The following is a 24,617-nucleotide window of genomic DNA, read 5'->3' as shown; positions in this document are numbered from 1 at the left end:
GATACCGTAGGCTCGCTCCTAAAAGCACGGCAGAAAAACCCACAGTCCTGTTGATATGAAAACGGCGGTTGGATCCTCTCCAACCGCCGTTTTTTCATTTCCAGTAGTCGCCTCAACCGTCGCCTTGATGGCCCTTACCGTAGGTCGAGGCCAGGGCCCTGGCTTTTTGCAGGCGCTCTTCAAGCTTGGGTAGCGTCTCATCCACCAGTGCCTTTATCTCTGGCACATCCGACGCAGCGCCTTCTTTCTTGAACAGGGCGATGGCGTCTTCGTTCTCCTTGACCTGCTGCGCGGTATAGGCAGCGTCAAACGAATCGCCGTCCTTGAGTTCAGGCATCAGGGTTTCGGCCTTATCAACGATCTTCTCCCGTGGGGCCACTGGCAAATCAAGCTTCTTGGCGATCGCCGCCAAGTGCTGGTTGGCCAGCGTGCGCTCGTTGATGACCTCAATGGTGTAGTCCTTGATTTCCTGGGACGAGGTCTTGGCGTGGGCCATGCGACTGGTTTCGATATCGGCCATGCCTTTGGCCGAAGCCTGCTCGATGAATTCTGCAGGCGACTGGGCGAAAGCACTGCTGGCGCCGAGGCCCAGCAGCATCGCGAAACTGGCGGTGCGTAACCGGGTAGCCATGCGGCTCATGATGGGTTCCTCCAGGGCAAAAATAGGCGCGGGAGCATACAACCCGCCCTGAATTCGAATTTTCACGGCGGTAAAGGTTTAGAAAAAACTTACCTGTGCGACGAACGGTCGTCGTCGCCTCAGGCCGCTTTGCTGCCGAACAGGCCCGGCAATGCGTGCGCCAGGGCATTGAGGGCGAAGCCGATAAACATCACGCCGCAGAGCTTGGTGATCAGGATTTCATGGCGTTGATACAGCGTGCGCACCCGTTGGGCACCCACCACGCCGATCAGGATCGCGTAGGCCAGCAAGCCACCGATAAAGCTCAGCAGAATCAACGTCGGCAACATCGACCAAGTCAACAACTCGGCTCGGCTGGACAGTAACGCGGTGAACGTCGCCACGGCGACCGGGTAGGCCTTGGGGTTGGTCAAGCCAAACACAATACCGTGCCAGAACGGATGGCGCGCCGCGCCCTGAGGGGCATCGCTATTGCGCCGCTGGGTGCGGATCGCACGCCAGCCGAGCCAGAACAAATACATTCCACTGAGTACACCGAGTACGTCAAAGGCACTGCTGCCGACTTCCCGCGCACCGACGATGGCAATCAGCGCCGTGCTGCACCACACCACATCGCCGAGCAAATGACCGCACAAGAATCCTGCCCCGGCACGCCGGCCACGAGCCGCACCGATGCCGAATACGGCCAGGACACCGGGGCCTGGGGTAATGCCGTAGATAAAACCCGAAGCCAGCACGGCGAGCAGCAAGGATGGGGTCATGGATAGACGCTCCGACAGACGCTAAAAGGTGATTGATTCTGCATGTTTCAGCGCGGTGGGTAAAACTTCATTCCAGCATAGGGCTGGGCGCGACAGGCTTGCAGCCGCGAGGCCAGATCGCCGACATGAACCTCCAGCTTATGGCCGTCGGGATCGAGAAAATAAAACGATGCGCCTTCGCTGCGGTTGTCTCGCCATTCCTGTACCCCGGCAGCACGCAGGTGTTCGACCAAGGGAGTGAAATCAGCAGCATCGACAGTGAAGGCATAGTGGGTGTAATCCACCGCCGGAGCAGTCGAGCGCAACGGGTCCAGCGACAGGCACAGCCAAAGCCCAGGCAGTGAGAGGTAGGCACCGTTGTCCCAGGTTGCGTCGAGCTGCAGGCGCAGCAGATCGTGATAGAAACTGACGCTGCGCGGCACATCGGTGACGGCCAGGGTCAGGTGGTTGAAACCGCTGAGCATCTAGGTGTTCTCGCGTTATCGTGGGTCTGCGGACAATACACCCACCACCCTGCCAATCAACCACTGCAACCCCACATCCCCACCCCGCCGCGTATGCCAGGCCAGCTCAAAGGCAAACGACGGAATATGAAACGGCGGAGGCACGGCCAGCAATTGCCGAGCGTCAATATTTATCAAACCCCGGGACGACACCGTCAGAATCAGGTCCGTACCCTGGATCAACTGAGGCGCCACACCCCAGTGCGGCAGGCTTATGGCTACATGGCGGCGTTCACGAATGGCCGTCAGCGCCCGTTCGATTTCCGGCGTGCCGCTGCCGCGCATCTCCAACAGTACATGGGGGCGCGATAGATAGGCCGGCAGGTCCAGCACCCCGGCGGGCGCCAGGCTATCGCGGTCGACCAGGCAGGTGTAATGCTCCTCGAACAGCGGCGTAGTCCGCATTTCGGCGGGCATGTCGGGGAATACGCCCGCAGCCAGGTCGAGATCGCCATTGAGTACACCCTCAACCATGCCTTCGCGGCTAGCCTGGATGACCTGCAAGTCGATACCGGGCGCTTCATGGCGTAGGAGGCGAACCAGGCCGGGCAGGAATATCGCCGCGCTGTAGTCCGACATCGCCACACGAAAGCGGCGCTTGGCAGAAGTGGGGTCAAAACGATTCGGCGCCAGTAAGGCCTGCACCTGGGCCAGGGCTTCGGTCAATGGCGCCGCCAATTCCATGGCGCGGGCGGTTGGCACCAATGTGCCGCCCTGACGCATCAGCAGCGGGTCGCCCAGCATATCGCGCAGCCGCGCCAACGCATGGCTGACCGCCGGCTGGCTCAGGTGCAGGCGCTCGGCGGCGCGGGTGACGTGTTGCTCGCTGAGCAAAGCGTCGAGGATCACCAGCAGGTTCAGGTCGATGCGACGCAGATCATTCATCAGCTGCATGCTCGGCATAATAATTCGGAATTTAAATTTGCGCGACGAATACCCTAGAGTCCAGCAAAACCTTTGGGAGCGTCGAGATGACTGTGTTGCATTGGGTAGGTTTGTTAGCGCTGGCGGTGTTCGCCGGCGCGGTGGTGCCGTTTCAGAGTGCGATCAACGCCAACCTCGGGCGCGGCCTCGGCCATCCCTTGTGGGCCACCCTGGCTTCGTTACTGGTGAGCATCATCGTGCTGCTGCCGGTGATTGTGGCGCTGCGTTTACCCCTGCCGAGCCTGGCCTTTATCAGCAAGGCACCGTTGTGGATGTGGGCCGGCGGTGCCTTTGGCGTGTGTTTTATTTCATTGGCGTTGATGCTGCTGCCCAAGCTCGGCGCATCGGGCTTCATTGCGCTGGCCATGGCCGGGCAGGTTCTCGCGTCATTGCTGCTGGACCATTTCGGCCTGTTCGGCCTGGTGGAACGTCAGTTGACAACCTCCCGGGTGTTGGGCGCGCTACTGCTGATCAGCGGCGTTGCGCTGATTCAGTTCAGCGGCGCTCAGCCGCAAGGCGATTGATCTGCGCCTGCTCCACCACGGGCTGCGGCGCGCCCTGGCTGGCCGCCTGCAACATCGCACGGCCGACGGTCTCGGTGCTCACCACCCAATCCGGTTTCAATCGCCGCACAAACGAAAGCACCGGCCCGAGCACGCTATAGAAGGATTGGTACAACGGCGTCTTCGAACGCACACCGTGCAACGGCTGGATGATCCCCGGGCGGAACAGATACACCGCCTTGAACGGCAAGCGCAGCAAGGCATTTTCGGTCTTGCCCTTGACCCGCGCCCACATCGACTTGCCGGCTTCGGAACTGTCCGTGCCGGCGCCGGACACATAGATAAAGGTCATCTGCGGATTGAGCCGCGCCAGGGTGCTGGCCGCCACCAGGGTCAGGTCATAGGTGAGGTGGGTGTAGCGCGCCTCCTTCATGCCCGCCGACGAAACGCCGAGGCAAAAGAAACAGGCATCAAAACCCTGCAGCAGGTTTTCCAGGGGTTGGAAATCCAGCATGTCGTTGTGCAATACCTGATGCAGCTTGCCGTGCTCCTGAGTCAGGGGCGTGCGGCCGACGGCTACCACTTCCTGCACATCGGCCGCCAGCAGGCACTCGCGCAGCACACCCTGGCCCACCATGCCGGTGGCGCCGAATAACAGAACTCTCATCAAATATTCCTTCATCCCACTGACTTGGCGAGTCGATAGACGAGCCTCTTGAAGGCTACCGGCACATCCGCCCTGCACGCCGGCACCTTACCTAATTTACTGACGCACAACCCCATTAAATCGCATGATATCACCCCCCTTCAGGTCCATTGACACACGAGGACATTGTAGGCAGCTATCGAATGACATTACTGTGCCATCCTAAAAGCAGGAATGGACCTACACGAAATACTCCATCCGGACTATCGTGCCTGGGAATCGTCTGACTTATCGAATCAAAATTTTCCCGATAGTGTTTTCCAGCCCCCCCAAAGGACGCTAGAGAAATGGAAAACTCATCACTCACACACAAATTCTCAAATTACAAAAAACTCATAGCATTGGCCGAAACGGACTGGCACTCGGCAAAGAGCGGGCGAATATGCGAGCTCAATGTCACCGTCAAAAGTAATAATTACCTGACAGATCAATATGGGCGCGACTTCCATCACTTCTGCACAACCTCATATCTTGGGCTCGATCACCACCCGGCCATAATAGAAGGTGCGATGCAGGGAATAAGGGAGGCCAAAACCCTGCGGCGTTGCGGACGTTGACGGTTTACTTTACTTAAAAGCTCGTTATGGGCTATTTCTCTATATGGACGACTCGCATGCGCTGTCGGCATTCGGAGAGGGAGGACGTGGTTACATCCGGCCATTTATGCATGCGCAAGACGATCAGACATTAATAGTCGCGTCCTTAGGAAAGTCTTTCGGTGCTAGCGGCGGGTTGATCATGTTTGGCAGCGAACGACAAAAAAGTCTGATGTACCGTTATGGTGGCCCGAGCAACTGGTCGCAAAGTCTGAACTCAGCGGCTATTGGCGCTGGGCTGGCGTCGCTAAAAATACACCAGACTGAAGAGCTATACGAGCTTCAAGAAAAACTTCAATTTAACATTCAACTATTTGACAAACTAATATATACAGAGCAGCACGGCACCCAGACTGCCATACGCTTAATTAACTGTGGAGAAGCTGAAAAAGCGAATGAGCTCGCCACCCGACTTTCGGACATTGGCTTTTTTACATCTGCTGTATTTTTTCCGGTAGTGCCAAAAGGAAAATCAGCCGTACGCATAACGCTCCGAGCAGATATGTCCCCTACAACGATAGAGTCGTTTTGCGCACAGCTAACCCAACTAACCACGGCCTCAAAAACCAGCACCAGCTTGCACTCCCAGTCAGAAGCTACCTAATGGGGACGTTCATTAATGGCCACGATTACTGAAACGGATTAAAAACTGTATAAACGATGCCGAACTAGCAGTTTCTTCCTTACTTAGGATATAGGACGATTTTTATTGAAAAGCAATATCGCTCTCCTCCTCGCCTGTAGTGCTGCCTTCCTCGCTCAAGCCGGTATCAGCAGCTATCTGCCCGCAGTCCCAGCAATCGCGCAAGCTTTAGCCGTCGAAAAGCATGTTGCTCTGGCTCTAGCGGTGTATCTGGTGGGCATGGCCTTGCCAATGCTGCTGTGGGGTAGTCTGGCTGAGCGACTTGGCAGAAAACCGGTGTTACTTGCAGCCTTGGCGGTGTATGCCCTGGCGAGTGCGACGATCCCATCAGCGTTCAATGTTGAGTCATTTCTAGCCTTACGCCTGCTTCAAGGCTTGGGGGCTGGTGGGATGTCCGTCATGGCACGGGTATTAGTGCGCGACAACTTCAGCGGTGCACAGTTGGCCAAAGGACTATCGTGGCTGGGGATGACCTTCGTGGTCGCCTTGGGTATTGGCCAATTCGCGGGTTCGTTATTGCAAATGGCGTTTGGCTGGAAGGCAATTTTCTATACGTTGGCAATCGGGGCTGTCGCTTTGATAGGGGTGTTGCAGCGGGTGGTATTTGCGACGCAAGCAAAAGCTGGCTCCCCGGTCCGCGCTTGGCGTGTTTACAACGCGATTGCGCGACATCCTCCCTTTCTGCACGCCGCACTGGCCGGCGGTTTGGGCTATGGGGTGATCATTGCATTCAATACCTGCGCACCGTTGATTTTTCAGGGAGGTTTTCAGTGGAGCGCAATGGAATACGGCTGGCTGGGTTGGCCGATCAGTGGGGCTTACCTGGCAGGTGCGTTAATGGTCAATCGCTTCGTTGCACGCACAGGTCGCTTGAGAATGATGCGTGCAGGCGTTGCATTGGTACTGCTCGGTACGGCGACCATGTTGCTAGGCAGCGTGCTTGCCAGTGGGCTCGCGGTGCTGCTGTGGTTGCCCTATTGCGTGGCGGTGCTGGGGCAGTCGATCAGTTACCCTATCAGTTTATCTCTCGCCAATGATGAGGCCCCCATCAGCGGCTCCTACGCCATGGCCCTCGGCGGTTTTGTGCATCAGTTGATGGCAGCCATGATCGGCGGTGCGGCAAGCCTATTGGTGAGCCAGCAGGCGTGGCCGCTGGCGGTGTTGTGTGTGGCGTTGGCGGGCGGCACATGCATATGCCTTGCCCGCTGCAGCTCGGATCAAAACGCGCTACGAAAGATCTCCTCAATCTGACGCTGGTCAGCCCGCCGTGGGTTGGTCAGCCCGCAGGCATCTTTCAACGCATTGCTGGCCAGCAATGGAATGTCCTGCAACTTAGCGCCAAGCTCACGCAAGCCCGCAGGGATTTCCACGTCCTGGGACAACCGACGAATCGCCGCGATGGCAGCCTGGGCGCCCTCCTCGGCGGTGATGCCCTTGATATCCGCACCAAGGGCGCGGCCCACGTCGCTCAGGCGTTTGGCGCAGACGCTGGCGTTGAAGCTTTGTACATGGGGCAATAGCACGGCGTTGCACACGCCGTGGGGCAGGTCGTACAAGCCGCCCAATTGGTGAGCCATGGCATGCACGAAACCCAGGGACGCATTGTTGAAGGCCATGCCGGCGAGAAACTGCGCATAGGCCATGTTTTCCCGTGCGGCCTTGTCAGTGCCGTCGCGGACCGCCAAGCGCAGGTTGGCGCTGATCAACTCGATGGCCTTGATCGCGCAGGCGTCGGTGATCGGTGTCGCGGCGGTGGACACATAGGCTTCGATGGCGTGGGTCAGCGCATCCATGCCCGTGGCGGCAGTGAGGCCCTGGGGCATGCCGACCATCAGCGCCGGGTCGTTGACCGACAGCAACGGCGTGACATTCCGATCAACGATGGCCATTTTTACGTGGCGGCTTTCGTCAGTGATGATGCAAAAACGCGTCATCTCGCTGGCCGTGCCAGCGGTGGTATTGATGGCCACCAGCGGCAGTTGCGGCTTGCTCGATCGGTCGACGCCTTCATAGTCGCCGATGCGCCCGCCGTTGGTGGCGCACAGGGCAATGCCCTTGGCGCAGTCATGGGGCGAACCGCCACCCAGGGACACGACGAAATCGCAGGCGCTCTGTTGCAGCAACGCCAGGCCTTTTTCGACGTTTTCCACGCTGGGGTTGGGCTTGGCGCCGTCGTAGATCACCGAGTCGATATCCTGCATCGCCAGCTTCTCGGCGATCATGCCGGCCACACCGGCTTTGGCCAGGCCCACGTCGGTCACAATCAACGCCTTGTCAAAGCCGTAGTTGCGGATGGCGGTCATCGCTTCGTCGAGGCAATCGATACCCATGATGTTGACGGCGGGGATGAAGAACGTGCTGCTCATGATCAATCCTCAAAGGCTTTATGCCGACAGAATCAACCTGTACCGCGTGGCGCATCTTGATCAGGATCAATGCCGGCTCGTGATAAAGTCACCCCCCAGCCGATTTCGAGTAGACCCGCCGCAATGAAGGATTTCCAGGATATTGACGCCCACCTTGAAGACTGGAGTGCCCTGCGCGCTGCCGTCGACTTCAGCGGGATACTGATCGGTAACGGCGCCAGCCGTACGATTTGGGAAGACTTTGCCTACGACTCGCTGTTCGAAAACGCCCGTACCGTCGAAGAAAAACCCCTAAGCGCCTCCGAACTCAGCGTGTTCGACGCCTTGCAGACCCGCAGTTTCGAGCAAGCGCTGGCCGCCTTGAAAACCACCAGCCGGGTCAACAAGGCCCTGGCGGTCAGCTCGGCGGCGCCGCGTAACCGTTACTACGCGATCAAGGAAGCGCTGATCAACACCATTCATACCGTGCACATTCCCTGGCGCCTGGTGCAGCCGTCGACGCTGACGACGATCAACGCGGAGCTGACCACCTACGCCACCGTCTTCACCAGTAACTACGACTTGCTCAACTATTGGGCGACCCTGCACGCACCGGGCATTGACGACCTGTTTCGCAGCGCCGACTCAAGCTTCGACTTGCGCAATACGCACACCGACGCCACCCGCATCCTGTACCTGCACGGCGGCCTGCACCTGGTGCGCAACCTCGACGGCACGGCGCGCAAATTGCCGTCCACCGACAGCACCCTGCTCAGCAGTTTTGCCATCAACAACACGATCAAGACCCTCGACGATGTGCCGCTGTTTGTCAGTGAAGGCAAGGTGGAGGAGAAACTCAAAAGTATCCGCAGTTCGGATTATCTGTCGTTCTGTTATGAACAGCTGTTGAGCCATGAAGGCGCGCTGTGCATCTTCGGCCATGACTTGGGGCCGCAGGATAAACACCTGGTGGATGCTATCGGCCAGGCCAGCATCAACACCCTGGCGATCTCGGTGTCGGGGCGCAGCGATGGGTTTATTCGCCAGCAGAAGCGGCGGTATCTGGAGTTGTTCGAGGGCTCTGCCGTGGAACTGAGGTTCTTTACAGCGCGTACGCACCCACTGGGTAATCCGGCATTGTCCGTCCCTGTGGAACGCTGAGCAAAATGTGGGAGCTGGCTTGCCTGCGATGGCGGTGGGTCAGCGACAGATCGGGCACCGATAAACCGCTATCGCAGGCAAGCCAGCTCCCACATTGACTGCATTTCAAGTCGGGATCAGCCTCATTCCTCAGCGCTGTGCACCACCACTAGCAACTGCGCCTGCACCTCTCCCACCGAGCGAATCCGGTGGGGTTTCTGCGCGTTGAAATGCAGCGCATCGCCGCGCGCCAACAGCACGCGCTCACTCATGAAATCCACCTCAACCTGGCCTTCATGCACGAATAAAAACTCCTCTCCCAAGTGCTCCTTGAAGGTCTTGTCGGTGAACTCCGCCGGCGGATAAATGATGAACGGCAGCAGGCTGCGCTCGCTGACTTGGTGGGCAAGCACCGCATAACCCGGCGAGGTGTCGGGCCGCTCATGGCTGCGCACCAGGCTGTAGCTGTCGAGGCTGACGTTGTCTTCGCTGAACAGCTCTTCGACCTTCACGTTCAGAGCCTTGGCCAGTTTCAATGCCGCGGCGATGGAGGGCGTATTGAGCCCGCGCTCGACTTTCGACAGGTAACTCTTGGTCATCCCGGATTTTTCGGCCAGGGCCTCCAGGGTTACGCCAAGCTTTTTTCTTAATATTTTCAAGCGGATAGACATTTGCTGCGGTTAATCCATGCAGAAAGCGATGAGACAGGCTTGCCAGTGACACAAAGTGTCATATAGCATCTTTAGTGTCATTTGCACTCACCCAACGACCTTGCGAACAGCGGGCGACCAGCAAATCCGACGTCCATTGAACCATCCAAAGGACACCGATATGGCCAAGACATTAGCACTCCCAAAAGACCAACTGGTCAAGCAAGCACTGAGCCAGATGCAAAACAGCCTGGCAGATAATACGTGGACCGACCGGCAAAAGCTGGCGCTGACCTGCCGAATCCTGTTCGAGTACGGCCACGACTCCGGCCTGGCCGGGCAGATCACCGCACGTGGGCCGACGCCTGGCACCTACTACACCCAGCAACTGGGCCTGGGCTTTGATGAAATTACCGCCAGCAACCTGCTGCTGGTCAACGAAGACCTCGAAGTACTGGAAGGCCATGGCATTCCCAACCCCGCCAACCGTTTTCACACCTGGGTGTACCGCGGCCGCCCGGATGTAAACTGCATCATCCACACACACCCCACGCACATTGCCGCGCTGTCGATGCTGGAAGTGCCGTTGCAGGTGTCGCACATGGACCTTTGCCCGCTGTACGAAGATTGCGCGTTCCTGGAGGCCTGGCCCGGCGTGCCGGTGGGCAACGAAGAAGGGGAAATCATCACCACGGCCCTGGGCGACAAGCGCGCCATCCTGCTCTCGCACCACGGGCAGTTGTCCACCGGGGCCAACATCGAAGAAGCCTGCGTGATTGCGCAACTGATCGAACGGGCTGCCAAGTTGCAGTTGCTGGCGATGTCTGCGGGCAGCGTCAAACCGATCCTGCCGGAGCTGGGGCGCGAGGCCCATGACTGGATCTCCAAGCCCAAACGCCACGGCGCCGCGTTCAACTACTACGCCCGGCAAAACCTGCGCAAGCACGCCGACTGCCTGAACTGATTGTCCCCCTTTTCGACCGGAGTTTTTCCCATGTCCAACCCAACCATTCACGGCATCATCGGCTACACCATCACCCCCTTCAGTGCCGACGGCCAACGCGTTGACCTCGACGCCCTCGGGCACTCCATCGACCGCTTGATCAACAGCGGCGTCCACGCCATTGCGCCCTTGGGCAGCACGGGCGAAGGCGCTTACCTGAGCGATGCCGAGTGGGATGAAGTCAGCGCCTACAGCATCAAGAAAGTCGCCAAGCGCGTGCCGACCATTGTCAGCGTGTCCGACCTGACCACCGCCAAGGCCGTACGCCGCGCCCGCTACGCCGAAGAGCACGGCGCCGATGTGGTCATGGTGCTGCCGGCCTCGTACTGGAAACTCAGTGACGCGGAAATCCTCGCTCACTACGCCGCCATCGGCGACAGCATCGGCGTGCCGATCATGCTCTACAACAACCCGGCCACCAGCGGCACCGACATGTCGGTGGAGCTGATCCTGCGCATCCTCAAGCAGGTCGAGAACGTGACGATGGTCAAGGAGAGCACTGGCGACATCCAGCGCATGCACCAGTTGCAACTGCAAAGTGACGTGCCGTTCTACAACGGCTGCAACCCGCTGGCGCTGGAAGCCTTCGCGGCTGGCGCCAAAGGCTGGTGCACCGCGGCGCCGAACCTGATCCCGCAACTGAACCTGAGCTTGTATCAGGCCGTACTGGCCGATGATTTGAACAAGGCGCGGGAGCTGTTCTACCGACAGTTGCCCTTGCTGCAATTCATCCTCAAAGGCGGGCTGCCGGCGACGATAAAGGCCGGGTTGCGCTTGACCGGGTTGGAGGTGGGTCATCCGCGCTTGCCGGTGTTCCCGTTGGGCGAAGCAGGGATCGGACAGCTCAAAACGTTGCTGTCATCGGTATAAAAAACGCCCGGCTCTCGCGAGCCGGGCGTAGGCCTTCTTGCACAACCGTCAGGTCTTGTCCTTGATAGTGACACTGGAACCATTGGTCTTGACGCTGGCAATGCCATTGTCTCGTGCGGCTGTAGAGGTGTACTGCTCACTGCTGCCGATCACTTGATGATTGGCAGCCTTGAGGTTGAAGAACGGCTGGCCGTTGCTGGCCACTTTTTTCTCATAACGTTCATCATGTGGGCTGTTTGCCTGCACTGAAGCAATGCCGGCTTCAGTAGCACCGCGGGTGGTGTAAAGCTCGCTGGTCAATATGGTTTCTGCGTTCGCCGCCTTAAGCACGAAACGAAACTGCCCGTTACTGCTTTTACTCAACTCATACCATCCAGCCATGACTTTCTCCTTTGAGTGGGATATCGCTCCCAAACTTGTAGGATTAAAGGCCATGCCCCAATTTTTTCCAGCCAAACACGGGAGATCTATTTAGCTGGAGACAAATGACAATAATTCTCGATATCATTCGCGACTTTTCCACATCGTGCTTCGTCAAGAAGGGTATCCATGTCTCGTCCCCAGCCCGACCCGTCGTCGGCCGATGCCTGTCGCGGGTTTTATGCAGACATTCTGTATTTCCTGCGCAAACGCACGGACAACGCCAGCGATGCGGCAGACATGGCCCAGGATGTGTTTACCCAATGGCTGGGCTACCGCGACCGCGCCAAGGTCGAGCAGCCACGGGCGTTTCTGTTCCAGATGGCACGCAACCTGCTGCGCGATCACTGGCGTAAACAGAAGGTACGGCAAACCGTCCACCCTGATCACGCCGAAATGGATGCCGAGCCGGTCACCGACGAGCACAACGACCCTATGGCCGCCGCCCTTCGCCTGCAACGCCTGGAACAGTTGAAAGAAGTCCTCGCCGAACTCTCGCCCCGCCGGCGAGAAGCCCTTATGCTGCACCGCCTCGAAGGCTTGAGCCAGGCGCAGATCGCAACGCGCATGGGCATCTCCACCAGCATGGTGGAAAAGCACATCGCCTTTGCCCTGCTGCACTGCAAGCGACGCCTTCAACCCGACACCGGCACGGAGCAGCCAGAATGAACCGCCCGAGCGACACAAACGCGCTGGACAGCCAAGCGAGCGATTCCATCGATGCCCAGGCCGCCAGTTGGTTTGCACGCAACCGCAACGAAGTAAGCCGCGCCGACCGTAAAGCCTTTGCCGCCTGGCAGGCGGTGCCCGACCATGCGCGCGCCTATGCCGAATTCGAACAGTTATGGGCCGACCTCGCCCAGTTGCAACAACTGAACAAACCGCTGGCACTGCCCAAGCGCAAGCCCGCCTTGTGGCGCCCTGCCCTGGCGGTGGCCGCTGCCTTGGTGTGCGCCGTGTTGGCGACCTCTATCGGCGCACCGCGCGAGCTGTATCACAGCCAGGTTGCCACCCAGGCCAAGGGCATGCGCACGTTGAATCTGCCGGATGGCAGTACCTTGTATGTGAATGCCAACACCCATATCCGCGTGGACTTCAGCGCCCATCTACGGGTGCTGCACCTGGACAAAGGTCAGCTGTACCTCGAAGTGGCCGCCGACAAGGAACGCCCCCTCTACGTGCAAGCCGGCGAGTCGAGCGTACGGGTGGTGGGCACTGCTTTCGATGTGCGCCGAGGGCAGCAGCAATTGGTGGTCAGCGTTGCCCATGGCCAGGTCGCTTTCGCGCCCAATGGCAAAAGCCCCGTCACCCTGCTCGGCGCCCAGCAACGGGCCTCATACAACTACGCCAAAGGCATCGTGCAACCGCAAAGCCTCAGCGCCGAAGAGGTCGCCGATTGGCGCAGCGGGCACTTGTCGTTTCGCAATCGCGAGCTGGCCAGCCTGATCGACGAACTGAGCCTGTACCGTCCACAGGCGTCGTTGCAGGTGAGCAAGGCCGTGGCGCAACTCAAGGTTTCGGGCAACCTGGATGTGAATGACCCGGACGCCCTGCTCAATGCCTTGCCCGCGCTGTTGCCGGTGAAAACCGTACTCTCGGCGGACGGCATTATGAGAATCGAGCCAAGCAAATAGGCGGCAACACCACACATGAGAATATTTTGCATTCGCATGTGTGGTTTTTTTTGCCTGCCCCGTCTTCCTCCTGTCCGTGTTTGATACGCACACCTTTTTGGCTATTTAGCCGCTCCGGGGGATTTCATGTTTCGCGCGCCTTGTCACGCTTCGCACCTGTTTCTTCGACCGACACTCATGGCTATGTGCCTGGCCTTGAGCCTCAGCGCCGAAGCCGAGTCATTCAAGCTGCACCTGCCTGCCCAGTCGCTGGCCACGTCCCTGAGCCAGGTGGCCCAGCAGGCGAAAATCCAGCTGCTGTTCGATGAAACCCTGCTCAAGAATGTGCAGGCCCCGGCGCTTAACGGTGACTACACCCCGGAAGTGGCCATCCGCTCCCTGCTCAAAAACGGTGAACTCATCCTGCTCAAGGTCGGCAGTACCTACGTGGTGCGCCCCGATGAGGGTAAAACCACCACCACCGGTGGGGCAATCCAGTTGGACACCTTGAGCGTGATCGGCACCGGCAACGAGGTGAACGCCAGCACCGTCAACCGCTCCACCCTGACCCAGGCCGACATCGACCGTTACCAGTCCAATAACATTCCCAGCCTGTTGCAGACCCTGCCCGGTGTCAGCCAGGGCGGCTCGCTGAAACCCGGCGGCCAGACCATCAACATCCGCGGTTTCGGCGATGCCGAAGACGTGCCGCTGACCGTTGACGGTGCCACCAAGACGGGCTTTGAGCGTTACCAGCAAGGTACAGTGTTTATCGAGCCCGAGCTGATCAAGCGCATCGAAGTGGAAAAAGGTCCCAACTCGCCGTTCACCGGTAATGGCGGCTTCGGCGGCACGGTCAACATGGTCACCAAGGACGCCCCGGACCTGCTCAAGGACGGCCGCAACAGCGGTGCGATGCTCAAATATGGCTACTCCAGCAACGACCATGAGCAGGTCTACAGCAGTGCCGTGTATGGCCGTACCGACGACGGCCGTTTCGATGCGCTGGCCTACCTGACCCAACGCGACGGCGGCGATATGAAAGTGGCCGCCAAGTTGCCCAACGACAACAATGAGTACCCGATCAACCCTCAGCGCCTGCCCAACAGCGCCCAGGATGTGGACGGCAAGCTGTTCAAGGTCAACGCGCACTTTACCGATGAGCACAGTGTCGGGCTGTCATACTCGCGCTCCCACAGCAACCGCTGGACCCCGTTTTCCGCCGCCAGTTACCCCACGCCGCCAACCCAGTTCAACATCGATCGCTACGGCTACGAAGGCGCGTTGAAGCGTTTCCTCGCCCACCGTGACACGGTCGACACCACCTGGTCGGGCAAGTATGAATACCAGCCGCTGGACAACCCGCTGGTGGACTTGACCGTCAAGTACTCACAGTCCAACACCGAGCAGACCGATGAGCGTGACGCCACGGCGTTTTTCCAGTTGGCCACCGGCGGGCGCAAGATGGACACCGCCTACACCGACAAGCTCCTGGACATCCGCAACGTCAGCCTGTTTGACACCGGCCCCTTGCAGCATGCCGTGACGGTTGGCGGGCAAATCCGCAAGCACACCCGCGAAACCGAAATGTGGATGCCCGGCGCCACCTACAACACGCCGCGCTACAACTACGGGCACTTCCAGCCAGGCTTCATGCCCCACGGCAAAGTTGATACCAACAGCTTCTTTATCCAGGACGCGGTGACCTTGGGCGACGTGACGATCACGCCGTCGCTGCGCTATGACCATGTGCGCAACCGCGGCGAAGGCAACGATGCGCCCTACTACAACAACCCCAGCCCGGCAGTGGGTCACGACTACAGCGACCGCACCTACACAGGTTGGTCGCCACGCCTGGCGCTGTTCTGGACCGTGACGCCGAACGTGGGGCTGTTCGCCAACTGGAGCCAGACCTGGCGCGCCCCGGTGATCGACGAACAATACGAAGTGCAGGGCGTGGGCAGTCGCACCGCCACCAGCGTCGACCTGGACCCGGAGCGCATCACCTCGATCACCCTGGGCAACATCACCAACTTCGACAACCTGATCGCCCAGGACGATAACCTGCAACTGCGCACCACCCTGTTTCACAACAAGGTCGAAGACGAGATCTTCAAGGCCACCGGCGTGGGCTGCCAGAACCAGGCTGTCAATGGCGGCAGCATCGCTTCAGCTTGCCCGCCTGGGCCGATGTCCAACTACCGCAATATCGGCAGCCTGACCATCAAGGGCGTTGAGCTCGAATCGATTTACAACTCCACCTACCTGTTTGGCTCGGTGTCGTTCGCCTATGCCAAGGGCCAGCACCAAGGCGCCTACACCAATCCTTGGGGCCCGGACGTAGCCGCACGAGACATCCCGCCGACCAAATGGGTGCTGGTACTGGGTACCCACATCCCGGCCTGGGATGCCCAGGTGGGCTGGATGGGCCAGTTCATCGGCGCCACCGACCGCCTGCCCAGCGACAAATACTCGGGCGGCCCGGGCTCCAGCATCGGCGATCTGTTCTACGACCAGTACGGCAACAAGCGCTACAATACCCAGGGCCTGTTCGCCAAATGGACACCGCAGCAGGCATACCTCAAAGGCACCGAGGTGAACTTCACGGTGGACAACCTGTTCAACAAAAACTTCCGCCCGGCCTTGAGCGGCGACCGGGCGTACACGAAAGGGCGTGATGCGAAGATCAGCGTGACGCGTTTCTTCTAAGCACGCACGTATTCCAACTGTGGGAGCTGGCTTGCCTGCGATAGCCAAAAGTATCTACACAACGCTGTAACGGTCGACGGTAACCACGATGCGAAGCGAGCCGCTCTTGATCTTGATCTGCTTTTGATCTCAAGCGCCCCGTCAAACCACGCTGGCCGGAATTCGACAGGGATTTGGGGGGTAAACCGGCAGGGATGCCGGTTTAGCCGCCCCGCGCCATGGATGGCGCGTGGCGGCGGCCCCCCAAATCACTGGCGGATTACGGGCACACCGAGCCTAAGCGAGGTGCCGAGTGGTGGGGCAAGAGCGTTTTGCTTACTTTTGCGCTTTTCAAAAGTGAGCCGCTGTCAGAGCGGAACCCTAGGTGGCCGTTACCGCAGGAATGGATATACACACAATCCAACGGTGTTGACTGCCAGGCCGCCTTCGCGAGCAAGCCCGCTCCCACAGTTGGATTGTGGGGTGTCAGGCAGATAGGCGTCGGCTGTCAGGCCGCTATCGCAGGCAAGCCAGCTCCCACATTTGGATCGTGGGGCGTCAGGTAGATATGCGCTGGCCGCCGGGGCCGTCACGGGAGCAAGCTCCCACAGGGAACCGCGCCCATTTCAGGCCAGGTAGCCGTCCCCGCGCAGCAGGGTTTCCAGGCAGTGCTCGGTGACGTGATAGAACGCCTTGAGCTCCTGGATTTTTGCCAATAGCTGCGCGTTGTCCACAGGCTCGGCACGTTTGACCGCCAGGATCATCTTGTTCTTGTTCGTGTGTTCCAACGAGATGAACTCGAACACCTTGGTCTCATAGCCACAGGCTTCAAGCAACAATGCACGCAGGCTGTCGGTGACCATTTCTGCCTGCTGGCCCAGGTGCAGGCCGTATTGCAGCATCGGCTTGAGCAACGCCGGACTCTGGATCTGCAGGCGGATCTGTTTGTGGCAGCACGGCGAACACATGATGATCGACGCACCGGAACGGATGCCGGTGTGGATCGCGTAGTCGGTGGCGATGTCGCAGGCATGCAAGGCAATCATCACGTCCAGCTCACTGGGCGCCACGCTGCGCACATCGCCGCATTTGAACACCAGCCCCGGGTGCTCCAGGCGTGCGGCGGCGCTGTTGCACAGGGTGACCATGTCCTCACGCAACTCGACACCGGTGACCTCGCCCTCGGCCTTGAGGGTATTGCGCAGGTAATCGTGAATGGCGAAGGTCAGGTAACCCTTGCCCGAGCCGAAATCGGCGACACGCACCGGGCGGTCGAGCTGCAACGGCGACGACGTCAGCGCATGGCTGAACACTTCGATGAACTTGTTGATCTGCTTCCACTTGCGCGACATCGAGGGGATCAGCGCCTGCTTGGCGTCGGTCACGCCCAGGTCGGCGAGGAACGGCCGGCTCAGGTCGAGGAAGCGATTTTTTTCGCGGTTATGCTCAGCCGAAGGCGCCTCGCGAAGTTGCTGCGGTTTACTTTTGAACAGCGAGCTTTTGTTCTTCTTGCTGTATTCCAACTGGGCTTCGTCGGTCAGCGCCAGCAAGTGCGCGTTCTTGAACGAGCTGGGCAACAGCTCGCCGATCGCCGCAACGCCGTCGGCCAAGGGGAAGTTCTTGGTGATATCGCGGGTCTTGTAGCGATAGACGAACGACAGGCATGGCCGGTCCTTGACGAATACCGGCTTGATGATCAGCCGCTGCAACTCGGCTTCCTCACCGACGTACTTGGCCAGCACCAGCTTGATAAAAGCGTTCTGGGCCAGGCTTGCGCTCAACAGTTCGATGAACTGGGCATGATGATCCGGCGCAGGGCGGGCAGGTTGAGCGGTGACGGACATGAACAAAAACGCCTCGGGTAAAGAATGCCGGGCATTTTAGGCGGGATGGGGGTTCAGGGCACGGGGTTATTTGATCAACGGTCAATCAGCCCGAATAAGGATGCTGCCTTGTGTGAGAGCTGGCTTGCCTGCGATGCAGGCCACTCGGTTAATCAGGCAAACCGAGGCGATGCCATCGCGGGCAAGCCCGGCTCCCACAGAAAGCAGTTATTCGAGTACGACCAGGCGATTGGGCAGTTCGTTGCGGGTTTGGGTAACGGGCACATGCACCTTGAGCAACTCGCCACAGGCTTCAACGCAGGCGATGAACCCGGCCAGCGTCTGCCCCTGTTTCACCTGCTGGGTAAACGCCTGGACAATAGCGTCCCAATTGCTGTCATCCAGGCGCTTGGAAATCCCCTCATCCACCAGGATCTCCACATAACGCTCAGCCTCGCTGACAAAAATCAGCACCCCGGTGCTGCCCAGCGTGTGGTGCAAGTTCTGCTCCAGAAACTGCCGCCGCGCCAGGTTGGACGCACGCCAGTGGCGTACCGAACGCGGGATCAGCCGAGTAGTGACCTTGGGCAAGCGGAACACCAGGCACAGCACAATGAACGTCGCCCACTGCGCCACCAGCAAGGTGTACATGGTCAGGTAACCCGACAGGTAATGCACCACGCCCGGCACCACCAACGCGATCAAGCTCGCCCACAGCAACGGAATGTAGGCGTAGTCGTCGGCGCGCGCCGCCAGCACGGTGACCAACTCCGCGTCGGTGGTTTTCTCGACCCGGGCGATCGCTTCGGCGACTTGGCGCTGCTCGTGTTCAGTCAGTAATGCCATGGTTGTAGATGCTCTATTCTCGTTATTGTCATTACCAGCTGCCCGAAGCCCCGCCACCGCCAAAACCACCGCCGCCGCCGCGGAAACCACCGCCACCGCCGCCCCCACCACCGCCGCGCCCGCTGCTGTTGAGAATCGCCAGCAGGATAGCGCCCACCGGCAAGCCCATGCGATTGCACAGCCACAGCACGCCGATCAGCAGAATAAACAGGCCGATGGAAAACCCGGGATTATCCATGGCGAAGTTCGCATCCGCCACATGAGCCGGCACCGCCAAGGGCTCACCGCCCACCACCTGGATCATCGCGGCCACGCCGTCGCTGATGCCCTGGCTGAAATTGCCGGCCTTGAACTTGGGCAGGATCACCTGGTTGATGATCACCCAGGATTGCGCATCCGTCAGCACGCCTTCCAGGCCATAGCCGACTTCGATGCGCAATTGGCGGTCATCACGGGAGACGATCAACAGCGCGCCGTTGTCCTTGCCCTTCTGGCCAATGCCCCACTGGCGGCCCAGTTGATAACCGTAATCCTCAATAGGCACGCCTTGCAGGTCGGGCACGGTGACCACCACCAGCTGGTCGCCCGAGGTCTGCTCCAGCGCCTGCAATTGCTGGGTCAGTTGCTCGCGCACCGCCGGGTCGATCATCTGCGCGCTGTCCACCACCCGCCCGGTCAGCGCCGGGAAGCTCAGTGCCGCCTGGGCCACGCCCACGCAGGCCAACAGCCACAGCGCCAGGCCTATCCGTAATAAACGCATCGACACCTCAGTGCAGCCTTATTTGAACTTCACTTGCGGCGCTTTATCGGCATCGGCGCTGGTGGCTTCAAACGTGGCGCGGATCGGCAAATCGCTGTACATCACGCTGTGCCACAGGCGGCCCGGGAAAGTACGGATCTCGGTGTTGTAAGCCTGTACGGCCTGGATAAAGTCACGGCGAGACACAGCGATACGGTTCTCGGTGCCTTCAAGTTGCGATTGCAAGGCCAGGAAGTTCTGGTTGGCCTTCAGGTCCGGGTAACGCTCGGACACCACCATCAAACGGCTGAGTGCGCCGCTCAGGCCATCCTGGGCTTGCTGGAACTGCTTGAGCTTCTCGGGGTTGTCCAGGGTGCTCGCATCCACCTGGATCGAGGTGGCCTTGGCCCGCGCTTCAATCACCGCGGTGAGGGTTTCCTGTTCGTGGGCGGCATACGCCTTCACCGTTTCCACCAGGTTGGGGATCAGGTCGGCACGGCGTTGATACTGGTTCTGCACCTGGCCCCAGGCGGCCTTGGCCTGTTCGTCCAGGGTCGGGATGTTGTTGATGCCGCAACCGCTCAGCACGCTGCTGATCAGTAACAGCGCCGCAGCCTTGAAGCCCCAGCGATAAGTGTGTGCTGCTTGCATAGTGTTTCTCCTGCCCGATCTGATGGAATGTGACGACTAACCCTATAAACCACGCGCTTGGGGCATAATCCGCCACCACTGGAATGCTTCGAGCCAATCAGCTACAAAGATGCCCAGCGCGAAAAAGAGTTCAGAGTGTGCTGCATTTATCTGAACAACACCCGAACAACAATAGACGTTCCCCACATTTTGGCCGACAGCATCTCTCTGAATGCTGCGCAGTCGCCGAAAAAGGATATTCATGAAAAAGCTGTGTTTGCTCGGCCTTGTTGCCACTCTGGCCAGCCACCCCGTATGGGCAGAAACAAAGCCTGCTGCGCTTAACGACAAGGACGCCTTCGTCAGCGACCTGCTCAAGCAAATGACCCTGGATGAGAAGATCGGCCAATTGCGCCTGATCAGTATCGGCCCGGAAATGCCCCGCGAGCTGATCCGCAAGGAAATCGCCGCCGGCCGCATCGGTGGCACGTTCAACTCCATCACCCGCCCGGAAAACCGTCCGATGCAGGACGCGGCCATGCGCAGCCGCTTGAAGATCCCGATGTTCTTCGCCTATGACGTGATCCACGGCCACCGCACCATTTTCCCGATCAGCCTGGCCCTGGCCTCCAGTTGGGACATGGACGCCATTGGCCGCTCCGGGCGCATCGCCGCCCAGGAAGCCGCCGCCGACAGCCTCGACATCACGTTTGCGCCGATGGTCGATATCTCCCGCGACCCGCGCTGGGGCCGCACTTCCGAAGGTTTCGGTGAAGACACCTACCTGGTGTCACGTATTGCCGAAGTCATGGTCAAGGCGTTCCAGGGCACCAGCCCCGCGAATGCCGACAGCCTCATGGCCAGCGTCAAGCACTTTGCCCTCTATGGCGCGGTGGAAGGCGGGCGCGACTACAACGTGGTCGACATGAGCCCGGTCAAGATGTACCAGGACTACCTGCCGCCCTACCACGCGGCGATCAAAGCCGGCTCCGGCGGCGTGATGGTGGCGCTCAACTCGATCAACGGCGTGCCTGCCACGGCCAACACCTGGCTGATGAACGACCTGCTGCGCAAGGACTGGGGCTTCAAGGGCCTGACCGTCAGCGACCACGGCGCGATCTTCGAGCTGATCAAGCACGGCGTGGCTAAAGACGGGCGTGAAGCCGCCAAGCTGGCGATCAAGGCCGGCATCGACATGAGCATGAATGACTCGCTGTACGGCAAGGAATTGCCGGGGCTGCTCAAGTCCGGCGAGATCCAGCAGAGCGACATCGACAACGCCGTGCGCGAAGTGCTCGGTGCCAAGTACGACATGGGCCTGTTCAAGGACCCGTACCTGCGCATCGGCAAGGCCGAGGATGACCCGGTCGACACCTACGCCGACAGCCGCCTGCACCGCACCGAGGCCCGCGACATTGCGCGCCGCAGCCTGGTGTTGCTCAAGAACCACAACGACACCCTGCCGCTGAAAAAATCCGCGACCATTGCCCTGGTCGGCCCGCTGGCCAAGGCACCCATCGACATGATGGGCAGTTGGGCTGCTGCCGGCCGGCCTGCGCAGTCGGTGACCCTGCTCGACGGCATGAACGCCGTGATCGGCGAAAAAGGCAAAGTGATCTATGCCCGTGGCGCCAACATCACCAGCGACAAAGCGGTGCTCGACTACCTCAACTTCCTCAACTTCGATGCCCCGGAAGTAGTGGATGACCCGCGCCCTGCCCAGGTGCTGATTGATGAAGCGGTGAAGGCGGCGAACAACGCCGACGTCATCGTTGCGGCGGTGGGCGAGTCCCGTGGCATGTCCCACGAATCGTCGAGCCGTACCGACCTGAACATCCCGCAAAGCCAGCGCGACTTGATCAAGGCCCTCAAAGCCACCGGCAAACCGCTGGTGCTGGTGTTGATGAACGGCCGTCCGCTGTCGATTCTTGAAGAGAACCAACAGGCCGATGCGATCCTGGAAACCTGGTTCGCAGGTACCGAAGGCGGCAACGCCATTGCCGACGTGCTGTTCGGCGACTACAACCCGTCGGGCAAACTGCCGATCACCTTCCCTCGTTCGGTGGGGCAGATTCCGACTTACTACAACCACCTGACCGTGGGCCGGCCATTCACCCCAGGCAAGCCGGGCAACTACACCTCACAGTACTTCGATGACACCACCGGTCCCCTGTTTCCGTTTGGCTATGGCCTGAGCTACACCACGTTCAGCCTGTCGGACATGGCACTGTCGTCCACCACGCTGAACAAGACCGGCAAGCTCGACGCCAGCGTCACCGTGAAGAACACCGGCAAGGTCGATGGCGAAACGGTTGTGCAGTTGTATATCCAGGACGTGGCCGGTTCGATGATCCGCCCGATCAAGGAGCTCAAGCACTTCCAGAAGGTCATGCTCAAGGCTGGCGAAGCGCGCACGCTGCACTTCACCCTCACCGAGGACGACCTGAAGTTCTATAACACCCAGCTCAAGTACGCAGCCGAACCGGGTGAGTTCAATGTACAGATCGGGTTGGATTCCCAGGATGTGCAGCAGCAAACCTTCGAACTGCTCTGATCTGAAGCTGTCAACCCGGTCGCTGTGGGAGCTGGCTTTTGTGGGAGCTGGCTTGCCTGCGATACAGGCACCTCGGTTTGTCAGGTGTACCGAGGTGATGCTATCGCAGGCAAGCCAGCTCCCACATTGGACTTGAGGTGGCCCGACTAGCCGCGCCGATCCAGCAGGTTGACCACCAACCGATCAATCCAGCCCCACACCCGCTGCTTTACCCGCCGCCACAATGGCCGCGCCTTCCATGCCTCCAGACTCACCGCCTGGCTCTGGGCAAAGTCCGCTTCGAAACTGCCCATCACCGCCGCCGTCAATCCCGGGTCCAGCGCTTCAAGATTGGCTTCCAGGTTAAAGCGCAAATTCCAGTGGTCGAAATTGCACGAGCCAATGCTCACCCAATCGTCCACCAGCACCATCTTCAGGTGCAGGAAGCACGGCTGGTATTCGAAGATCTGCACCCCTGAACGCAGCAGACGCGGGTAATAACGGTGCCCGGCGTAACGCACCGACGGGTGATCGGTGCGCGGGCCGGTGAGCAACAGACGCACGTCCACACCGCGCCCTGCCGCCCGGCGCAAGGCGCGGCGCACGCTCCAGGTGGGCAGGAAGTATGGGGTCGCCAGCCAGATACGCGATTTGCTGCTGTTCAAGGCGCGAATCAACGATTGCAGAATGTCACGGTGCTGACGCGCATCGGCATACGCCACGCGACCAAGCCCCGGCCCGGTGGCGGGCACCTTGGGTAAGCGGGGCAAACCAAAATGGGTCGCCGGTTTCCATTCACGGCGCGCGGCGTTAGCGTGCCATTGCCGATCGAACAGGGCCTGCCAGTCCAGCACCAGCGGGCCGCTGATCTGCACCATCACTTCATGCCAGTCGGCGGTGTCTTGCCCCGGCGTCCAGAACTCGTCGGTGACACCGGTGCCGCCGACCACCGCAATGCGCTGGTCGATCAGCAGCAGCTTGCGATGGTCGCGATACAGGTTGCGCATCCAGCGCCGCCAATTCAGGCGGTTGTAAAAGCGCAGCGTCACGCCGGCGTCGGTCAAGCGCTTGCGCAGCCCAAGGGTAAACGCCAGGCTGCCGTAATCGTCAAACAGGCAACGCACCTGCACGCCGCGTTCAGCGGCCAGCACCAGTGCCTGCACCATGGCCTCGGCGCAGGCCCCGGCTTCGACCAGGTACAACTCAAGGTCAACCTGCTGCTCAGCCCGGGCGATGCCCACCAGCATCTGCGGGAAGAAATTCGGCCCGTCGATCAGCAATTCGAACTGATTGGCGCTGCGCCACGGGAACACCGCGCCGCTCATGTCAGCGCGCCGTGAAAATCAGCACCGCACCCACCGGCACCGACAAACTGATCGACTTGAGCCCCGCCGCCTTGCGCAAGGTAGCCACACCGGGCGCCAGGTCGAAATCTTCGGCATGCAGCACCACGGGCTCCAGGGTTACCACCTGGAAACGCCGCTCATCCAGGCGCGTGGCCAGCAGTTCGGCGCTGTAGGTCTGGGTCTTGCCGTGCAGCGTGACGCTCAAGGGCAGGCGCAATTCCAACTGCGCGCCGGATGCCAGGTCATTGATGGGCTGCAGATTGATTTGCGCGCTGATCTGCGCTTCGGGGAAGGTCTTGATCTCGAACAGCTCTTTACGCATGCGCTCGTCGCGCAGCGGGATGCCGCTGTTGATTGAGTCCAGCTCCACTTCCAGCCGAGCCGCACCTTTGGCGTCGACCTTGCCATGCAATACCAGGAAGCGCTGGACTTCAGCCACTTCGGTGTTTTTAGTGGTGACGAAGGACAGGCGTGAGGATTCGTTATCCAGGTACCAGTCGGCGTGGGCGGGCACGGCAGCACAGGTCAGCAGCGCGAAGACCAGAGGTTTGACATTGAACATAAAGACTCATGGGGCAAAAAACCTGGGCGAACCTTAAGCGCAATCTCACAACCGGCGCAAATTCAAATGTGGGAGCTGGCTTGCCTGCGATGGCGGTGTATCAGTCAACCATTTCTCGCCTGGCACACCGCCA

General features: G+C 59.9%; 23 protein-coding genes and 1 pseudogene. 10 read left to right on the top strand and 14 right to left on the bottom strand.

The features are described from left to right. Positions 1–112: 112 nt before the first annotated feature. The 4 genes from BT199_RS09310 to BT199_RS09295 form a co-directional block, all read right to left on the bottom strand. A complete protein-coding gene (locus BT199_RS09310) occupies positions 113–640 on the bottom strand; it encodes a DUF4142 domain-containing protein (protein ID WP_014717345.1) in 528 nt (175 codons plus the stop codon). 119 nt (positions 641–759) lie between these two features. After that, positions 760–1,401 (bottom strand): LysE family translocator, encoded by a 642-nt coding sequence (locus BT199_RS09305; RefSeq protein ID WP_038449410.1) that lies wholly within the window; start codon positions 1,399–1,401, stop codon positions 760–762. Between the two features lie 47 nt (positions 1,402–1,448). Further along, positions 1,449–1,865: a fosfomycin resistance glutathione transferase gene (gene fos / locus BT199_RS09300; protein ID WP_019818507.1), complete on the bottom strand. Its 417-nt coding sequence runs from the start codon at positions 1,863–1,865 to the stop codon at positions 1,449–1,451. A 15-nt stretch (positions 1,866–1,880) separates the two neighbouring features. After that, positions 1,881–2,807: a LysR family transcriptional regulator gene (locus BT199_RS09295; RefSeq protein ID WP_014717342.1), complete on the bottom strand. Its 927-nt coding sequence runs from the start codon at positions 2,805–2,807 to the stop codon at positions 1,881–1,883. A 68-nt stretch (positions 2,808–2,875) separates the two neighbouring features. Between BT199_RS09295 and BT199_RS09290 the strand changes: the two genes are divergently transcribed. Beyond that, positions 2,876–3,352: a DMT family transporter gene (locus BT199_RS09290; protein ID WP_014717341.1), complete on the top strand. Its 477-nt coding sequence runs from the start codon at positions 2,876–2,878 to the stop codon at positions 3,350–3,352. Here BT199_RS09290 and BT199_RS09285 read toward each other — a convergent pair. Next, complete coding sequence (locus BT199_RS09285) at positions 3,324–3,998, bottom strand: NAD(P)H-binding protein (protein WP_019818511.1); 675 nt, start codon at positions 3,996–3,998, stop codon at positions 3,324–3,326. The genes BT199_RS09290 and BT199_RS09285 overlap by 29 nt on opposite strands. Positions 3,999–4,324: 326 nt before the next feature. Here BT199_RS09285 and BT199_RS09280 point away from each other — a divergent pair. Next, positions 4,325–5,237: pseudogene (locus BT199_RS09280) on the top strand (aminotransferase class I/II-fold pyridoxal phosphate-dependent enzyme). 105 nt (positions 5,238–5,342) lie between these two features. Next, positions 5,343–6,527 (top strand): MFS transporter, encoded by a 1,185-nt coding sequence (locus BT199_RS09275; RefSeq protein WP_072434341.1) that lies wholly within the window; start codon positions 5,343–5,345, stop codon positions 6,525–6,527. Here the strand turns inward: BT199_RS09275 and yiaY are convergent. Next, entirely contained in the window at positions 6,494–7,642 is a 1,149-nt protein-coding gene (yiaY, locus tag BT199_RS09270) for an L-threonine dehydrogenase (protein ID WP_054917605.1), read from the bottom strand. The genes BT199_RS09275 and yiaY overlap by 34 nt on opposite strands. A gap of 123 nt (positions 7,643–7,765) precedes the next feature. Here yiaY and BT199_RS09265 point away from each other — a divergent pair, with 123 nt between their 5' ends. Next, the gene (locus tag BT199_RS09265) at positions 7,766–8,782 is read left to right on the top strand and encodes a DUF4917 family protein (RefSeq protein ID WP_072434340.1); all 1,017 of its coding nucleotides are present in this window, start codon (positions 7,766–7,768) and stop codon (positions 8,780–8,782) included. A gap of 122 nt (positions 8,783–8,904) precedes the next feature. Here the strand turns inward: BT199_RS09265 and BT199_RS09260 are convergent, their stop codons facing one another. Then, positions 8,905–9,432, bottom strand: coding sequence for a helix-turn-helix domain-containing protein (locus BT199_RS09260; protein WP_014717336.1), 528 nt, complete (start codon positions 9,430–9,432; stop codon positions 8,905–8,907). 160 nt (positions 9,433–9,592) lie between these two features. Between BT199_RS09260 and BT199_RS09255 the strand changes: the two genes are divergently transcribed. Both BT199_RS09255 and BT199_RS09250 read left to right on the top strand, forming a co-directional pair. Beyond that, positions 9,593–10,375: an aldolase gene (locus tag BT199_RS09255; protein WP_014717335.1), complete on the top strand. Its 783-nt coding sequence runs from the start codon at positions 9,593–9,595 to the stop codon at positions 10,373–10,375. A gap of 30 nt (positions 10,376–10,405) precedes the next feature. After that, positions 10,406–11,284 carry a dihydrodipicolinate synthase family protein gene (locus tag BT199_RS09250; RefSeq protein ID WP_072434339.1) on the top strand — a complete coding sequence of 293 codons (879 nt, stop codon included), beginning with the start codon at positions 10,406–10,408 and terminating at the stop codon, positions 11,282–11,284. A gap of 48 nt (positions 11,285–11,332) precedes the next feature. On the opposite strand, the gene BT199_RS09245 is transcribed toward BT199_RS09250, so the two are convergent. Then, a complete protein-coding gene (locus BT199_RS09245; protein WP_014717333.1) occupies positions 11,333–11,665 on the bottom strand; it encodes a YegP family protein in 333 nt (110 codons plus the stop codon). A gap of 168 nt (positions 11,666–11,833) precedes the next feature. Here BT199_RS09245 and BT199_RS09240 point away from each other — a divergent pair, with 168 nt between their 5' ends. The 3 genes from BT199_RS09240 to BT199_RS09230 all read left to right on the top strand — a co-directional run bounded on the left by BT199_RS09240 (position 11,834) and on the right by BT199_RS09230 (position 16,026). Next, positions 11,834–12,373, top strand: coding sequence for an RNA polymerase sigma factor (locus tag BT199_RS09240; RefSeq protein ID WP_072434338.1), 540 nt, complete (start codon positions 11,834–11,836; stop codon positions 12,371–12,373). Beyond that, positions 12,370–13,338 carry a FecR family protein gene (locus BT199_RS09235; RefSeq protein WP_072434337.1) on the top strand — a complete coding sequence of 323 codons (969 nt, stop codon included), beginning with the start codon at positions 12,370–12,372 and terminating at the stop codon, positions 13,336–13,338. The genes BT199_RS09240 and BT199_RS09235 overlap by 4 nt, the downstream gene beginning before the upstream one ends. A 126-nt stretch (positions 13,339–13,464) precedes the next feature. Further along, entirely contained in the window at positions 13,465–16,026 is a 2,562-nt protein-coding gene (locus tag BT199_RS09230) for a TonB-dependent receptor (RefSeq protein ID WP_072434336.1), read from the top strand. Between the two features lie 605 nt (positions 16,027–16,631). On the opposite strand, the gene BT199_RS09220 is transcribed toward BT199_RS09230, so the two are convergent. The 4 genes from BT199_RS09220 to BT199_RS09205 form a co-directional block, all read right to left on the bottom strand. Then, positions 16,632–17,849 carry a class I SAM-dependent methyltransferase gene (locus tag BT199_RS09220; protein WP_072434334.1) on the bottom strand — a complete coding sequence of 406 codons (1,218 nt, stop codon included), beginning with the start codon at positions 17,847–17,849 and terminating at the stop codon, positions 16,632–16,634. 207 nt (positions 17,850–18,056) lie between these two features. Further along, positions 18,057–18,674 carry a TPM domain-containing protein gene (locus tag BT199_RS09215; protein WP_020301011.1) on the bottom strand — a complete coding sequence of 206 codons (618 nt, stop codon included), beginning with the start codon at positions 18,672–18,674 and terminating at the stop codon, positions 18,057–18,059. A 31-nt stretch (positions 18,675–18,705) separates the two neighbouring features. Next, positions 18,706–19,434: a TPM domain-containing protein gene (locus BT199_RS27600; protein WP_003189373.1), complete on the bottom strand. Its 729-nt coding sequence runs from the start codon at positions 19,432–19,434 to the stop codon at positions 18,706–18,708. Between the two features lie 18 nt (positions 19,435–19,452). After that, positions 19,453–20,064, bottom strand: a complete 612-nt coding sequence (locus BT199_RS09205) for a LemA family protein (protein WP_014717327.1) — start codon at positions 20,062–20,064, stop codon at positions 19,453–19,455. Positions 20,065–20,305: 241 nt separating this feature from the next. Between BT199_RS09205 and bglX the strand changes: the two genes are divergently transcribed. Then, the gene (gene bglX / locus BT199_RS09200; protein WP_072434333.1) at positions 20,306–22,597 is read left to right on the top strand and encodes a beta-glucosidase BglX; all 2,292 of its coding nucleotides are present in this window, start codon (positions 20,306–20,308) and stop codon (positions 22,595–22,597) included. Positions 22,598–22,743: 146 nt separating this feature from the next. On the opposite strand, the gene BT199_RS09195 is transcribed toward bglX, so the two are convergent. Together BT199_RS09195 and BT199_RS09190 are read right to left on the bottom strand one after the other, a co-directional pair. Continuing rightward, positions 22,744–23,901: a phospholipase D-like domain-containing protein gene (locus BT199_RS09195; protein ID WP_072434332.1), complete on the bottom strand. Its 1,158-nt coding sequence runs from the start codon at positions 23,899–23,901 to the stop codon at positions 22,744–22,746. A 1-nt stretch (position 23,902) separates the two neighbouring features. Further along, positions 23,903–24,484, bottom strand: a complete 582-nt coding sequence (locus tag BT199_RS09190) for a YceI family protein (protein ID WP_003189365.1) — start codon at positions 24,482–24,484, stop codon at positions 23,903–23,905. Positions 24,485–24,617 lie beyond the last annotated feature (133 nt).

Origin of the sequence: Pseudomonas sp. NFR02 (assembly GCF_900119375.1) — a bacterium.
Taxonomy (GTDB): domain Bacteria; phylum Pseudomonadota; class Gammaproteobacteria; order Pseudomonadales; family Pseudomonadaceae; genus Aquipseudomonas; species Aquipseudomonas paracarnis.
The sequence above is the reverse complement of the archived record's forward strand: the minus strand, read 5'-3'. Positions and strand labels throughout refer to the sequence as shown.

Bases quoted from the DNA above. Each gene is read 5' to 3' on its own strand.
- BT199_RS09310 (WP_014717345.1), bottom strand. From the start codon at position 640: ATGAGCCGCATGGCTACCCGGTTACGCACCGCCAGTTTCGCGATGCTG.
- BT199_RS09305 (WP_038449410.1), bottom strand. From the start codon at position 1,401: ATGACCCCATCCTTGCTGCTCGCCGTGCTGGCTTCGGGTTTTATCTAC.
- fos (WP_019818507.1), bottom strand. From the start codon at position 1,865: ATGCTCAGCGGTTTCAACCACCTGACCCTGGCCGTCACCGATGTGCCG.
- BT199_RS09295 (WP_014717342.1), bottom strand. From the start codon at position 2,807: ATGCCGAGCATGCAGCTGATGAATGATCTGCGTCGCATCGACCTGAAC.
- BT199_RS09290 (WP_014717341.1), top strand. From the start codon at position 2,876: ATGACTGTGTTGCATTGGGTAGGTTTGTTAGCGCTGGCGGTGTTCGCC.
- BT199_RS09285 (WP_019818511.1), bottom strand. From the start codon at position 3,998: ATGAGAGTTCTGTTATTCGGCGCCACCGGCATGGTGGGCCAGGGTGTG.
- yiaY (WP_054917605.1), bottom strand. From the start codon at position 7,642: ATGAGCAGCACGTTCTTCATCCCCGCCGTCAACATCATGGGTATCGAT.
- BT199_RS09265 (WP_072434340.1), top strand. From the start codon at position 7,766: ATGAAGGATTTCCAGGATATTGACGCCCACCTTGAAGACTGGAGTGCC.
- BT199_RS09260 (WP_014717336.1), bottom strand. From the start codon at position 9,432: ATGTCTATCCGCTTGAAAATATTAAGAAAAAAGCTTGGCGTAACCCTG.
- BT199_RS09255 (WP_014717335.1), top strand. From the start codon at position 9,593: ATGGCCAAGACATTAGCACTCCCAAAAGACCAACTGGTCAAGCAAGCA.
- BT199_RS09250 (WP_072434339.1), top strand. From the start codon at position 10,406: ATGTCCAACCCAACCATTCACGGCATCATCGGCTACACCATCACCCCC.
- BT199_RS09245 (WP_014717333.1), bottom strand. From the start codon at position 11,665: ATGGCTGGATGGTATGAGTTGAGTAAAAGCAGTAACGGGCAGTTTCGT.
- BT199_RS09240 (WP_072434338.1), top strand. From the start codon at position 11,834: ATGTCTCGTCCCCAGCCCGACCCGTCGTCGGCCGATGCCTGTCGCGGG.
- BT199_RS09235 (WP_072434337.1), top strand. From the start codon at position 12,370: ATGAACCGCCCGAGCGACACAAACGCGCTGGACAGCCAAGCGAGCGAT.
- BT199_RS09230 (WP_072434336.1), top strand. From the start codon at position 13,465: ATGTTTCGCGCGCCTTGTCACGCTTCGCACCTGTTTCTTCGACCGACA.
- BT199_RS09220 (WP_072434334.1), bottom strand. From the start codon at position 17,849: ATGTCCGTCACCGCTCAACCTGCCCGCCCTGCGCCGGATCATCATGCC.
- BT199_RS09215 (WP_020301011.1), bottom strand. From the start codon at position 18,674: ATGGCATTACTGACTGAACACGAGCAGCGCCAAGTCGCCGAAGCGATC.
- BT199_RS27600 (WP_003189373.1), bottom strand. From the start codon at position 19,434: ATGCGTTTATTACGGATAGGCCTGGCGCTGTGGCTGTTGGCCTGCGTG.
- BT199_RS09205 (WP_014717327.1), bottom strand. From the start codon at position 20,064: ATGCAAGCAGCACACACTTATCGCTGGGGCTTCAAGGCTGCGGCGCTG.
- bglX (WP_072434333.1), top strand. From the start codon at position 20,306: ATGAAAAAGCTGTGTTTGCTCGGCCTTGTTGCCACTCTGGCCAGCCAC.
- BT199_RS09195 (WP_072434332.1), bottom strand. From the start codon at position 23,901: ATGAGCGGCGCGGTGTTCCCGTGGCGCAGCGCCAATCAGTTCGAATTG.
- BT199_RS09190 (WP_003189365.1), bottom strand. From the start codon at position 24,484: ATGTTCAATGTCAAACCTCTGGTCTTCGCGCTGCTGACCTGTGCTGCC.